Below are 12,484 nucleotides of genomic sequence, written 5' to 3' on the forward strand. Positions count from 1 at the left end.
CCGGGGGGGGCACCCGGGCCCCGCGACCGGGTTGTAAGGGGGCGCCCCCCCCGGCCCCCGGCGGGGGGGCGGGGGCCCCCCGCCCCCCCCCCGCGGGGGGGGCCCCCCCCCGGGGCCCCCCCCCCACCACTCAAAAGATCCACTCGGGTTCCTGAAGTCGGGGCATCCTCGCACGTGGGACACCCCGACTTCCGGAAAGCCGAGTCGATCAAGCCCGGCCAGGACCGGGCGGGTCAAGCCGCAGCGGGCGGCGAGGTCAGACGCGGGTGAGGCGGACGGCGTCGGCGACGATCAGACCGGTGGCGTTGCTCCACCGGCTCACCGCCACCCGGTTGGCGTCCCCGGCCGGCAGTGTGAACGTGCCGAGGGACCGCCACTGCCCGCCGGTGGCCCGCTGGTCGACGACGACCGTCCGGTTGCCGGTGGTCGTGGCGACGATGTACGGGGCGGCACCGTTGTATCCGGAGGTCGCCGGCCACCAGGCGTCGACCCGGTAGTTGGCGGTGGCCGGGACGTTGAACTTGTACCAGGCGGCGTCACTGGCCGCGACCGGCTCCGCGTACCGGTAGTCGGCGCCGTACCGCTGCGCCGAGTACGTCGACACTCCCCAGTTGGCGCTGGCGGTGAACCGGCCGGCGGTGGTGTTGTCCACGATGGAGGACCACGCCGGTGGGTTCCCGCCGGACATCTTCGCGGCCACGTCGGCGCGCATGACGTTCAGGTCGATGAACGACGGGTCGATCTTGCCGGAGGTGCTGGTCTCCCGGTGCCCCCGGGCGTAGCTGCTGTTGCGGCCCAGCCGGGTGAGCACGGCCGCGGTGGCGGCGATCGACGCGTTGTACTGCGCGGCGGTCATCTCCTGGTTGACGCCGTTGTAGTCGATCTCCCACCCGATCATCAGGGTGTTGCCGTCTCCGGCCGGGATCGGCCCACTGCCGCCGCTGGCCCCGGCGTGGTTGCACCGGCCGGCCGAGATGACGTGGAAGACGCCGTTGTAGTCGACGAGCGCCTGGCAGAGCGGGCCGGCCAGATCCGACCGGCCGTTGATGCAGATGTTGAGCGCCGGGTGCGGGTTGCTGGCGCTGGAGGTCGCGGCGGTGTGGTGCCAGAGCACCCCGATCGGGTCGAAGGACCCGGGCCGCATCCGGTTGAGCCAGTCACCCTCGACGACGACCTGGACTCCGGCGGCGCGCAGCACGTCCACCAGCCAGGGAATGGTCGCCATCAGGCGTCCTGGAGCAGGTCGGCGAGGCACTCGGCCTTCGGCGCGGCGCTGGCCGAGGCGGGTCGGGCGACGACTGCGGCGACGACCAGGGCGGGGATGCCGAGCACCCCTCGGCGGCGCAGACGGATGGACGGGGTTCGGGCCATGGCGATCCTCCAGCGACAGGGGACACGAACGGATCGACGATCGTGATGACGGGCACGCTATACCGTCACGTACGTCAATGTCGATACCCTTCATTGCTGCGTCGCCGGCTGAAGGAAACCGCCGAATCAGACCTCGCCGAGCGCGTCGATGTCGCGCATCTCCTCAGCCGTGAGCGCGAAGTGGAAGACGTCGAAGTTCGCGGTGATCCGCTCCGGGGTCACCGACTTCGGAATCACCACGATCTCGTGGTCGATGTGCCAACGCAGCACCACCTGCGCCGGGGAGACGCCGTGCGCGGCGGCGATCCTGGTCAGCACCGGGTCACTGAGGTCGCTGGTCTTGAACGGGCTGTACCCCTCCAGCACCACTCCCCGGTCCCGGTGCTCGGCGTGCCGCTGCCGGTCGTACAGCGACGGGCTCCACCGGATCTGGTTGACCGCCGGGTTCTCCTCGGTGGACTGGATCAGCTCGTCGATCTCCGCAGTGCTGTAGTTGCTCACCCCGACCGCCCGGGCGAGGTTCTCGTCCCGGGCGGCGAGCAGCTCGCGCCAGAGCGGGATGCTGTCCCCCGGCGACGACGGCGGCCAGTGGATCAGCCAGAGGTCCACGTGTTCGACGCCGAGCGCCTCCAGGCTGGCTTCCAGCGTCGCGCGCTCCCGGCCCACCCGGTCCGGCGGGAGCTTGGTGGTGATGAAGAGGTCCTCCCGGCGCAGCCCGCTCTCCCGCACCGCCCGGCCGACCTCCCGCTCGTTGCCGTACACCGTGGCGGTGTCGAGGTGCCGGTAGCCGGTGTCGAGCGCGGCCAGCACGGCGTCGTAGCCGGCCTGGCCGGTGGCCTGCCAGGTGCCGAAGCCGAGCAGGGGCATCCGCACGTCACCGGGGAGCAGGGCGGCGGGCTGGTCGGTGAGGTCCATGAGGTCCGTTCTACCCCTCCGCGCCCTCGGCTGCCGAGCGAACCGGACACTCCGGCATCCAGACGCACCGCTCCGGTTTGCCGGAGAATACGGGTGTGACCGACCGGCTGGACGAGTACCGGCGACGGCGGGACGTGGCCCGCACACCCGAACCGGTGCCGTCGGAGAGCCCGTCGCCGGCCGGCCCCGACGCGGACGCCGCCCGCTTCGTCATCCAGCAGCACCACGCCCGCAGCCTGCACTGGGACCTGCGCCTGGAGCACGAGGGGGTGCTCGCGTCCTGGGCGGTGCCGCGCGGTCTGCCCCGCGATCCGGGTCGCAACCACCTTGCCGTGCACACCGAGGACCACCCGATGGAGTACCTCGACTTCGCCGGTGAGATCCCCGCCGGTGAGTACGGCGGCGGCCGGATGCTGATCCACGACCGGGGCATCTACCGCTGCGAGAAGTGGCGCGACGACGAGGTGATCGTGACGCTCTCCGGTGAGCGGACCGCCGGCCGCTACGTCCTCTTCGCCACCGGAGGACGGGACTGGATGGTCCGCCGCACCGACCCCGCGCCGCCGGGCTGGACGCCGATGCCGGATCTGGTCCGACCGATGCACAGCACGCCCGCCGCCGGGCTCCCCCGCGACCGCGCCGCCTGGGGGTACGAGCTGCGCTGGGACGGCGTCCGGGCGATGGCGTACGTCTCCGGCGGGCGGCTGCGGCTGCTCTCCGAGACCGACGAGGAGATCACCGGCGGGTATCCGTGGCTACGCGCGATGGCCGAGGCGCTCGCGCCCACCGAGGCGGTGCTCGACGGTGTGCTGGTCCGCATCGACGGTGCCGGGCGGGTCCGCCCGGTCCGGCCGGCCACCGGCAGCCGGGTCCCCGCCGGCGCCCAGTACCTGATCGTCGACCTGCTCTGGTTGGAGGGCGTGAGCAGCGTCGACGTGCCGTACGCGCAACGCCGGGAGCTGCTCGATGGGCTGGTCTTGTCCGGTACGCACTGGCAGACTCCGCCGTGGTTCCCGGGGGCGGGCGACGAGGCCCTGCGTGCCGGGCGGGAACAGGGCCTGCCGGGCGTGGTCGCCAAGCGACTGGACTCGGTCTACCAGCCGGGGCGGCGCAGCCGGCACTGGCTGAGCATCGACGCGGTGTGACGGCGAGGAGCGACGTGTACCTGACTCACCTGGACTGCCCGCGCTGCGGCAAGGAGCACGCCGCCGACCGGTTACAGAATCTCTGCGAGTGTGGGTCGCCGCTGCTGGCCCGCTACGACCTGCCGGCGGTGGCGAAGGCGGTCACCCCGGAACGCTTTCCGCTGCGCCCGGCCGACCTGTGGCGCTACCGGGAGGTGCTGCCGGTCGCCGATCCTCGGCACGTCACCACGCTGGGTGAGGGCTGGACGCCGCTGTTGCGGGCTCCGGCGTACGGCACCGAGATCGGCATCACGGACCTGATGGTCAAGGACGAGGGGCTGATCCCGACCGGCTCGTTCAAGGCCCGGGGCGCGGCGGTCGGGGTGAGTCGGGCCCGCGAGCTGGGCGTCGAGCGGATCGCGATGCCCACCAACGGCAACGCCGGGTCGGCCTGGGCCACGTACGCCGCGCGGGCCGGAATGGGCGCGACCATCGTCATGCCGCTGGAGGCGCCGAGCATCTGCCGGCGCGAGTGCGTCGCCGCCGGTGCCGACCTGCGCCTGATCGACGGGCTGATCGGCGACGCCGGTCGACGGGTGGCCGAGCTGATCGCGGCGTCGAACGGGGCGATCTTCGACGCCGGCACGCTGCGCGAGCCCTACCGGCTGGAGGGCAAGAAGACGATGGGGTACGAGATCGTCGAGCAGCTCGGCTGGCAGACGCCGGACGTGATCATCTATCCGACCGGCGGCGGGGTCGGCCTGATCGGCATCCACAAGGCGCTGCACGAGCTGCGCGAGCTGGGCTGGGTCGGCGACAAGCTGCCCCGGCTGGTGGCGGTGCAGTCCACCGGCTGCGCGCCGATCGTGCGGGCCTTCGCCGCCGGCGAGGATCGGGCGCAGCCGTGGGCGGACGCGCACACTGTGGCGTTCGGCATCACCGTGCCGGCCCCGCTGGGCGACGAGCTGATCCTGGCGGCGCTGCGGGAGTCCTCCGGCACGGCAGTCGCCGTCGACGACGCGGACATCCTGGCCGATCTGCGGGACTTCGCCGCCCGGGAGGGGCTGCTGCTCTGCCCGGAGGGGGCGGCCTGCCTGACGGCGGCCCGGCAACTGCGTGCGGGCGGGTGGATCCGGGCCGGCGAACGGGTGGTGGTGCTCAACACCGGTGCCGGGCTGAAGTATCCGGACACTGTCGACGTCTCCGGCGTACCCCTGATGGGTTGAGGTGACGGCACTCCGCGGACCGGGCGGTCCGCGGAGTGCCGCCGTGCCGGTCTACTGGTAGGTGATGTCCGAGGGCGAGTAGAGGCAGTTGACGCCGTCGGCGCCCTCGCCGATCTCGGTGGGCTCGCTGCCCTTCGGCACGCCCTTGTACTTCACGCAGATCGAGGTCTCCCGGTCCGGGTCGCCGACGATGGTGATCCGGCTGAACCGGGCGGTGTCGCCCCAGTTGGTGTTGATGCCGGCGATCGCGTCGGTGTTCCGGACGATCACGTTGTCGATCACCACGTGCCGCTGGTACGACGTGGAGCAGTTGCCGCAGGCGCGGTAGAGCTTGCCGGCGTTCTCCACCCGGAAGTTCTTGATGTAGACGGTGCCCGAGCCGTTGTGCTGGAAGACCTTGTCGCTGGCGGAGCGGGCCCCGCCGCCGTCGACTGTGTACGTGGTGCCGCCGCGGAAGGTCGCCGCGTCCTCGCCGACGTCCTCCCACCAGACGTTGATCAGGGTGCAGTTGCCCTCGCAGTGCACGCCGTCGCCGGCCGGGGCGCCGATGATCACGTTGCGCAGGGTGGCGCCGGCGGCCAGCTCGAACATCGGGTCCTGGCTCTCGCTCTGCCCGCCGTCACCGATGCCGTAGTAGCGCTTGAGCCCGCCGTCGAAGGAGCCGGAGACCGGGATCGTGGCGTCCACCTTCTGGCTGCCGGTGGGTGTCGGCCAGCCAGCCGGCGGGGGTGTGGTGGTCGGCGGCGGCGTGGTGGGTGGCGGAGTGGTCGTCGGTGGCGGTGTGGTGGGGGTGCCGCCGCCGGACGAGTCGACCAGGACGTCGTCGAAGCCGCCACTGGCGTACGCGGTGACCAGACCGATCCGGCCCGCACCGGCCAGGCTGTTGCTGCCGGAGGCAATCTGGGTGCCGTTGACGAAGCCGCGGACGGTGCTGCCGCTGGTCTCGATGCGCACTGTGTACCAGGTGCCGGTGCCGATGCCCAGCGCGGCGGAACCGATCGCCGTGACGGAGCTTCCGTTGACCGCCTGGAGCTCGGCCCGACCGGAGCCGAGCAGGGCCAGCCGGTACATCTTGGTGCTGCTGGTGGAGCGGGCGGCGAGCCCGACCAGTGCGCTGGACGAGCCGAAGCTCGTCGGCCTGACCCGGGCCTGCACGGAGTAGTCGGTCCAGCTGGTCTGGCCGGCGAACTGGCGGGCCAGCTCACTGCCGGCGTTGGACTGGTTGAGCACGCCGGAGCCGTCGACCGTCCAGGTGCCGCCGGACTTGGACCAGCCGGAGGTGTTGCCGTCGTTGAAGTCGTCGCTGAAGACGGTGGCCGCGAAGGCCGAGGTCATGCCGGCGGCGAGGGCCGCCGCGGTCACCCCGGCGCCCACCGCCAGCAGGAGTGGTCGGCGGCCGGAGAGTCGTCTTTTCTGCACAGGTGTCCTCCTTGACGCATGTGGTGGTGATCCCTCGGCCGCCGTACCGAGACGTGTTCGCACGGTGTGCTGCGCTGAACGGGATCGGTGTGCGCCCCCGTCGGGTGCCCGGATCCGAGGCGGGGTGAAGCGGGATCAAAGCCCTGGGAAAGGCCTTTCCCACGCCTCCGAGGCTAGGACCGTCCAAGCATCAGCGTCAATGCCTGGCGCTTGCAGGTCTGTTGCAGGATTCCGGCCGGGAGACAACGCCGACCGATCAGTAGCTCTCCGGCTCGGTGATCCGCCAGGCCGCGTTGATCAGCCCGATGTGCGAGAGCGCCTGCGGCATGTTGCCCAGCTGCATCCCGGTGGACAGGTCGATCTGCTCGCTGAACAACCCCACGTCGTTGGCGTACCCGACGACCCGCTCGAAGAGCGCCTCGGCGCGCCGCGGCTCACCCGTCATCACCAGACACTCCACGAGCCAGAACGAGCACAGCAGGAATCCGGCCGGGTCGGTCGTCCAACGCCGCAGCAGGCCGCCCTCGGTGCCCAGCTCGCGCTCGACCATCCTGATCGTCGAGCGCATCCGCGGGTCGGTGGCCGGCAGGAAGTGCGTGACCGGCAGGGCGAGCACCGAGGCGTCCAGCTCCGCCGATCCGAAAGCGCCGGTGAACGCCCCGATCCGTTCGTTCCACCCCTCGCGCAACACGGTGTCGCGGATCTCGTCGCGTACCCGCGCCCAGCGACGGGGGTCGGCCCGATCACCGAGCCGGTCGGCGAGCCCCACCGCCCGGTCCATGGTCAGCCAGCAGGACACCTTGGACGAGACGTAGTGGCGCTCCTCGTCGCGGGTCTCCCAGATGCCCCGGTCCGGCAGGCGCCACGTCGCGGCCACCTGCTCGGTCAGCCCGAGCACCATCTCCTGCAGTTCGTCCTCGAATCGCGCGCCCAGGTAGTCGCGCAGCCGCCACACCGCCGACATCACCTCACCCGGCACGTCGAGCTGCCGCTGCCGCCAGGCGTCGTTGCCGACCCGCACGGGTCGACTGTCGCGGTAGCCGCGCAGGTGGTCGCAGTGGTGCTCGGAGAGGTCACGCTCCCCCTCCAGCCCGAAGAGCACCGGCACGGGCTCATCGCCGAACCGGCCGATCGAGCGGGTCGCCCAGGCGAACAGCCGGGACGTCTCGTCGGGGCAGGCCGCCACCCAGAGCGCCCGCATCGTCAACGAGAAGTCCCGCAACCAGGAGTAGCGGTAGTCGTAGTTCCGGTCGCCGCCGATCTGTTCCGGCAACGACGAGGTCAACGCGGCGGCGACCGCGCCACTGCGGGCGTACGTGAGGCCGGTCAGGACCGTCGAGCTGTGTTTGACGAGTTCGGGGTAGCGGCCGGAGTACCCGTGCGTCTCCCGGAACGCCCGCCACGCCTGCGTCGTCTCGGCGAGGGTGGTCAGCGGGTCCATCCGGGCCGGCGGGTCGCCGTACGCCGCGCCGAAGGCGACGTCCATCCCGATCACCTGGCCGGCGGAGACCTCGAACTCGTGGGTCACCCGGTCGGTGCCCGCCCGCAGGTGCAGACCCCCGGCGCGCAACACCAGCACCATGGGGCCCGCGCCGGCCAGCACCCCGCCGTCCGGCTGCTCGTGCAGGTACGGCGTGAGCAGGCCGTACTCCGGGCGGGGCGCGAAGTCCAACGCCATCCGCACCCGCCCGGAGAGCCCCTTGACCACCCGGATCAGTACGGCGGGTGAGTTCTTGCCCAGTTCGTGGGCGCGGGCACCGACCTCGGCGGCCAGCGCGTCGGTGACCGCCACGCTGCCGTGCGGGGTGTGGTGCACCGTCCGCAGCACCAACGTGTCCGGCAGGTACGCGCGCTCCACCCGGTGACCCGGGCCACCGACCCCGACCGGCGCCAGCCGGAAGTGACCGGCTCCCGGGTCGAGCAACCGCGCGAACACGGACGACCCGTCGAACCGATGCGGGCACCACCAGTCGATCGAGCCGTCCTTGCCGACCAGGGCACCCGAACGAGAGTCCGAGAGAAACCCGTAGTCGGAAATCTGCGGCTGCTGCTCCACCCGCCGGGGGTACCCGCATCGGCCCGGATCAGGCCGTACGGATCACTCGGTCGGTGGCTCGTCCTCGCCCGCCGCCTCGGCCGCGTCGGCCTCTTCCTTGGTCTTGTGCACGGCCTTGTCGGCGTGCTCCGGCGGCCCGTACACCGTGTACAGCACCAGCGGGTTGGGACCGGTGTTGACGAAGTTGTGCTTGGTGCCCGCCGGCACCACGACCAGGTCGCCCGCGACGACCTTCCGCTTCGCGCCAGCGACCCGCGCCTCGCCGACGCCGCTCACGAAGGTGAGGATCTGGTCGATGTCCTCGTGCACCTCCTCGCCGATCTCCCCATCGGCGGGGATGGTCATGATGACCAGCTGGGTGTGCTCACCGGTCCACAGCACGCGCCGGAAGTCCGGGCTCTTCTCGGCGACAGTCGCGATAGTGAAATGCTCCATGTCCACGCTCTTACCCCGTCCGGCGGCGCGTCACGCCGGGACTGGCAAATGGTGGAATTCCCCACCGCCGGTGGGTTTGGATCCGTGCGGACGGGGGATCGACAACGCTGACCGGCGCGAACGGCCGGTCGAGCCAGGTCCCCGCCGACGTACCGCCGAACGGCTGCGGTGGTGGGAGACGGCCAGAGCACGGCGACGTTCCGACCACTGTCGAAACGGCGCCGTGCGCTCTTGTGCGCCCGGGGGCCCAGGCCTGTTTCACAAGAACTGGCCTCAGCGGTGCAGCCAGCCGAGCAGGTCGGGCGGAGCGAGCGCCGCGACCCGTTGCTGGTAGCGGGCGAACCCGGCCTCGTCGAGCAGGTCACGTCCCTGACCCGAGCCTCCCCGGCGAAAGAACGCCTGCCGGTCACGCAGCACGCCGAGCGTGTCCGGCGCGAGCCGGTCGGCGTGCTCCCGCATCCGACCGAAGGTGGCGGCCTCAACCAACTCCGGCCCCGGGCTCGGTAGTTTCCACCGGTCGGCCAACCGACGCATCTCACCACCCAGATCGGCCAGCAGGTCGTCGTAGTGCACCAGCTCGACGTTCGGCTCGTGCCGGCGGGCCCACGCGTCACTCAGGTGCATCAGCACCCCGGGCAGCGAATCCAGCTCGGCGCGGGGGTCCACCTCCCGGTCGACCCAGCTCAGCAACCACTCCCGCACCGGAGGCCGCTCTCGGGGTGGCCCGGCCGGGGCGGGGCGGCCGGTCAACTCGGCGATGCGCACCCGGTCCAGGTTGGCGCTCTGGTGGTAGAGGGAGACCGCCATGTCCAGCGGGTGCCGGGCCACCACCACGTAGTGCGCCCGAGGGTCGAGCGGCACCCCGTCCAGCGGGGTGTGCGTCTTGATGAACCGCCGGTGTGGCTGGGCGGCCAGCCGGTCGTACACCGTGGCCTGGGGCTCGCCCAACCAGTCCAGCCACGGCGACAGCACGGTCAGCGGCGCCGGCAACTCCGGGGTGCCCAGCACCAGGAGCGCACAGATCATCTGCATCCAGGTGGTGCCGCTCTTCGACCGGGTGCTGATCACTATGTCGCCGTCATGGAACGGAAAACCGGTCCACCGCGCGCTGTCCTCTTCGTCGGATCGGTAACGGTGAATTGGCATGGGCATCGGTGGATGGTAGTCGCCGAACCGACAGTCGAGCAGCCGAATTCCGGCTTACATTCCTGGGGGATGTGCGTACGCCTGGCTAGATTGAACTATGGTGCCCGCCCACGGGGGCCGGGCGGCGGCACCGGTCTACCGCCCCATCCTTGCCAGCCGACGAGGCGAGCTTGAGGCCCTGAGCCACCTCGATCCCGCGTACGCCGCACTGGTCGCCCCGATCCTGGAGATCGACGCGATCGGTCGGTCCACGATTGACGCCATCCGCCGGTTGCCGGCCGGGCTGCTGCCCGCCGTCGACGTCAGCGCACTGCCCGACCTCCCCGAGGCGGAGCTGACCCGTTGGGGCGTACCGGTGGTGCCGGTGATCGGTCTCTCCGAGAGCGACCACCGGCTGGTCGCGCACGGCGCGGCGGCGCGGGCGTACGGCCGACGTGCGCTCATCCGGCTGCGGGCCGGCCAGGACCGGGCCGGGCCGGATGCGAGCACCACAGCGGTGGAACGGATCTGGCGGTTCACCAGCCTCGCCCCGGAGGAGTGCGACCTGCTGGTGGACGCGGGGGACGTCTGCTGCCCGGCGGACGTGCGGACCGCCGAGCCCCGGGTCCGCCACCTGCTGGACTGGGCGCGCCGACACGCCTGGCGGTCGGTGACGGTGGCGGCGGGCGGCATGCCGCCGACGCTGTCCCGGTTGCCCACCGACGAGCCGGTCCAGCTGGACCGTTGGGACTGGCAACTGTGGCGACGACTGGCCGACGCCGGGGTCGACTACGGCGACTACGGCGTCCACCCGGCCGGGTCGGGGACCGGTGACCCTGGCGACCGGTTGCCGACCGTGCGCTACACCGACGACGGCAGCTGGTGGGTCTACCGCTGGGCGCGACGCGGCGGCCGAGGCGACGACCGGTTCGCCGACCTGTGTCGCACGTTGGTGTCGGCACCGCACTGGCCGACCACCGGGGCGGCCTTCTCCTGGGGTGACCACGAGCTGCTGCGCCGGGCGCGCCGGGGGGCCGGGGCCGGCTCGACCGCCAACTGGGCGGCGTGGAGCACCTCGCACCACCTGGCCCACGTGCTCGCCACGCTGTTGCATCCAGCCGGCGACGGCGCGCCGCGGTGGCACCCCGGGCAGGGGCCACCACCACAGCGGGGACGATCGCTGCGGTGAAGCCGGTTCTACTGCTTCTCGGTGAAGCCGAACTGGATGACGCCCTCGTCGTCGACGGTGGCGTCCACCGACGCGTCGCCGAGCAGTTCGGCGGCGTCCTCGTCCAGGAAGATCCGGGCGCCCTGGTTGTCGACCACCCGATCGCCCTGTACCGGTTCGGGCACCAGCTCGACGGTGAGCGAACCCGCCTCGGCGTCGGCGGCGATACGCACACCGCCGTCCTGGGCGACGTCCTGTTGGTTGGCGAGGTCACGGATGACGAGCACGGCGTTATCGGTCATGGTGAGCATTGATGGAACTCCTCGTGGATTCTCGGCTCGCGGTCGCATACCGCGCGGACCGACAGTCGGCCCGCGTACGAGCACACGTGGGAGGCGACAGAGGGCGAGCGGTCATCGCCGTCGCATCGAATCGGGGCATCTGACGGCCCCGTCACCCCCACCGTGCCCGCTGGCCGACCATCCGTCAAATAGAGCCAGGTCAGTGGAGAGCGGCGGCCGGCGCCAGCCAGGCGCGAATCTCGTTGACCGCCGCGCGACCGGCCCGGTTGGCACCGATCGTGCTGGCCGAGGGGCCGTATCCGACCAGGTGAACCCGCGCGTCGGCGACCACCCGGGTGCCGTCCATCGTGATACCGCCGCCGGGCGCGCGCAGCCCCAGCGGGGCGAGGTGGTCGATGGCCGCCCGGAAGCCGGTGCACCACAGGATCACGTCCGCCGGCACGAACCTCCCGTCCGTCCAGGCCACCCCGTCGGGCGTGATCCGGTCGAACATGGGTAGCCGGTCGAGGACGCCGCGCTCGCGCAGTCGGCGTACCTCCGGGGTGACCGGAAGCCCGGTCACGCCCACCACACTGCCCGGCGGTCGGCCGGCCCGCACCGCCTGGTCCACCCGGGCCACCGCGGCGCGACCCAGTTCCGGGCCGAACTCCTCGTCGTTGAACGTCGGCGGCCGGCGGGTCACCCAGGTGGTGCTCGCCGCGACGGTGGAGACCTCGCCGAGCAGTTGCACGGCCGAGGTGCCGCCGCCGACCACCACCACGCGAAGGCCGTTGAACTCGGCCGGCCCTCGGTAGTCGGCGGTGTGCAACTGGCGTCCCCGGAACGTCGACCGGCCCGGGTAGTGCGGCCAGAACGGTCGGGTCCAGGTGCCGGTGGCGTTGATCAAGGCGCGGGCGGTCCACGTGCCCCGGTCGGTGTGCACATCCAGCCGGCCGTCGGGGCGGGAGCGCACCGCCCGGACCCGCACCGGCCGCCGTACCGGCAGGTCGAAGGCCCTCTCGTACGCGGCGAAGTAGGCGCGGACCTGCTCGGAAGCCGGGCGCTGCGGGTCGGTGGGCGGGAGCGGCAGCCCGGGCAGGTCGTGGAAGCCGTGCACCCGGTCGAAGACCAGCGTCGGCCAGCGGTGCTGCCAGGCGCCGCCGGGCCCGTCGTCGGCGTCGAGGATGACGAAGCCGCTGCCGGGCGCGAAGCCGGTGCGGTGCAGGTGATAGCCGGCGCTCAGGCCGGCCTGACCGGCGCCGATCACCACGACGTCCGCGGAGTGGGTGTCCACGTGGGCTACAACGCCCCGGATGTCACCGCTGTGCCCGCCCTCGACCGTCGCCCCGGTCACAGCCGGCCAT

Annotated in this window: 12 protein-coding genes; 3 read left to right on the plus strand and 9 right to left on the minus strand. The window is 72.0% G+C overall.

Annotated elements, in window-relative coordinates; translation table 11 throughout:
* Positions 1-256: 256 nt before the first annotated feature.
* The 3 genes from ACFYP0_RS06650 to ACFYP0_RS06660 all read right to left on the minus strand — a co-directional run bounded on the left by ACFYP0_RS06650 (position 257) and on the right by ACFYP0_RS06660 (position 2,286).
* On the minus strand, positions 257-1,225 hold the full coding sequence (locus tag ACFYP0_RS06650; RefSeq protein ID WP_124862186.1) for a golvesin C-terminal-like domain-containing protein: 969 nt from the start codon (positions 1,223-1,225) through the stop codon (positions 257-259).
* Positions 1,225-1,371, minus strand: a complete 147-nt coding sequence (locus tag ACFYP0_RS06655; RefSeq protein ID WP_355494279.1) for a hypothetical protein — start codon at positions 1,369-1,371, stop codon at positions 1,225-1,227. Before ACFYP0_RS06655 ends, ACFYP0_RS06650 begins: the two co-directional genes overlap by 1 nt.
* A 126-nt stretch (positions 1,372-1,497) precedes the next feature.
* Positions 1,498-2,286: an aldo/keto reductase gene (locus ACFYP0_RS06660; RefSeq protein ID WP_355494280.1), complete on the minus strand. Its 789-nt coding sequence runs from the start codon at positions 2,284-2,286 to the stop codon at positions 1,498-1,500.
* A 95-nt stretch (positions 2,287-2,381) separates the two neighbouring features.
* Here ACFYP0_RS06660 and ACFYP0_RS06665 point away from each other — a divergent pair, with 95 nt between their 5' ends.
* Both ACFYP0_RS06665 and ACFYP0_RS06670 read left to right on the plus strand, forming a co-directional pair.
* Positions 2,382-3,431, plus strand: coding sequence for a DNA polymerase ligase N-terminal domain-containing protein (locus ACFYP0_RS06665; RefSeq protein ID WP_355494281.1), 1,050 nt, complete (start codon positions 2,382-2,384; stop codon positions 3,429-3,431).
* Positions 3,432-3,445: 14 nt separating this feature from the next.
* Complete coding sequence (locus tag ACFYP0_RS06670; protein WP_355494282.1) at positions 3,446-4,636, plus strand: threonine synthase; 1,191 nt, start codon at positions 3,446-3,448, stop codon at positions 4,634-4,636.
* Positions 4,637-4,687: 51 nt separating this feature from the next.
* Here ACFYP0_RS06670 and ACFYP0_RS06675 read toward each other — a convergent pair whose 3' ends face one another.
* The 4 genes from ACFYP0_RS06675 to ACFYP0_RS06690 form a co-directional block, all read right to left on the minus strand.
* The gene (locus ACFYP0_RS06675; RefSeq protein ID WP_355494283.1) at positions 4,688-6,055 is read right to left on the minus strand and encodes a pectate lyase; all 1,368 of its coding nucleotides are present in this window, start codon (positions 6,053-6,055) and stop codon (positions 4,688-4,690) included.
* A 256-nt stretch (positions 6,056-6,311) separates the two neighbouring features.
* Positions 6,312-8,111: a glycoside hydrolase family 15 protein gene (locus ACFYP0_RS06680; RefSeq protein WP_355494284.1), complete on the minus strand. Its 1,800-nt coding sequence runs from the start codon at positions 8,109-8,111 to the stop codon at positions 6,312-6,314.
* 42 nt (positions 8,112-8,153) lie between these two features.
* Positions 8,154-8,546, minus strand: a complete 393-nt coding sequence (locus tag ACFYP0_RS06685) for a cupin domain-containing protein (RefSeq protein ID WP_091397116.1) — start codon at positions 8,544-8,546, stop codon at positions 8,154-8,156.
* A 273-nt stretch (positions 8,547-8,819) separates the two neighbouring features.
* Positions 8,820-9,698: a sulfotransferase domain-containing protein gene (locus ACFYP0_RS06690; RefSeq protein ID WP_386994874.1), complete on the minus strand. Its 879-nt coding sequence runs from the start codon at positions 9,696-9,698 to the stop codon at positions 8,820-8,822.
* Between the two features lie 91 nt (positions 9,699-9,789).
* Here ACFYP0_RS06690 and ACFYP0_RS06695 point away from each other — a divergent pair, with 91 nt between their 5' ends.
* Positions 9,790-10,860, plus strand: a complete 1,071-nt coding sequence (locus ACFYP0_RS06695; protein WP_386994876.1) for a beta family protein — start codon at positions 9,790-9,792, stop codon at positions 10,858-10,860.
* Between the two features lie 8 nt (positions 10,861-10,868).
* Here ACFYP0_RS06695 and ACFYP0_RS06700 read toward each other — a convergent pair whose 3' ends face one another.
* On the minus strand, positions 10,869-11,150 hold the full coding sequence (locus ACFYP0_RS06700) for an adhesin (protein WP_124857855.1): 282 nt from the start codon (positions 11,148-11,150) through the stop codon (positions 10,869-10,871).
* 190 nt (positions 11,151-11,340) lie between these two features.
* On the minus strand, positions 11,341-12,474 hold the full coding sequence (locus ACFYP0_RS06705; protein ID WP_355494287.1) for an NAD(P)-binding domain-containing protein: 1,134 nt from the start codon (positions 12,472-12,474) through the stop codon (positions 11,341-11,343).
* Between the last annotated feature and the right edge of the window lie 10 nt (positions 12,475-12,484).

Source organism: Micromonospora arida (genome assembly GCF_042873195.1).
Lineage (GTDB): Bacteria > Actinomycetota > Actinomycetes > Mycobacteriales > Micromonosporaceae > Micromonospora > Micromonospora arida.

What these genes read in the sequence shown, in the direction of transcription:
- ACFYP0_RS06690 (WP_386994874.1), bottom strand. Translation starts at nt 9,698, where the DNA reads ATGCCCATGCCAATTCACCGTTACCGATCCGACGAAGAGGACAGCGCG.
- ACFYP0_RS06695 (WP_386994876.1), top strand. Translation starts at nt 9,790, where the DNA reads ATGGTGCCCGCCCACGGGGGCCGGGCGGCGGCACCGGTCTACCGCCCC.
- ACFYP0_RS06700 (WP_124857855.1), bottom strand. Translation starts at nt 11,150, where the DNA reads ATGCTCACCATGACCGATAACGCCGTGCTCGTCATCCGTGACCTCGCC.
- ACFYP0_RS06685 (WP_091397116.1), bottom strand. Translation starts at nt 8,546, where the DNA reads ATGGAGCATTTCACTATCGCGACTGTCGCCGAGAAGAGCCCGGACTTC.
- ACFYP0_RS06650 (WP_124862186.1), bottom strand. Translation starts at nt 1,225, where the DNA reads ATGGCGACCATTCCCTGGCTGGTGGACGTGCTGCGCGCCGCCGGAGTC.
- ACFYP0_RS06660 (WP_355494280.1), bottom strand. Translation starts at nt 2,286, where the DNA reads ATGGACCTCACCGACCAGCCCGCCGCCCTGCTCCCCGGTGACGTGCGG.
- ACFYP0_RS06655 (WP_355494279.1), bottom strand. Translation starts at nt 1,371, where the DNA reads ATGGCCCGAACCCCGTCCATCCGTCTGCGCCGCCGAGGGGTGCTCGGC.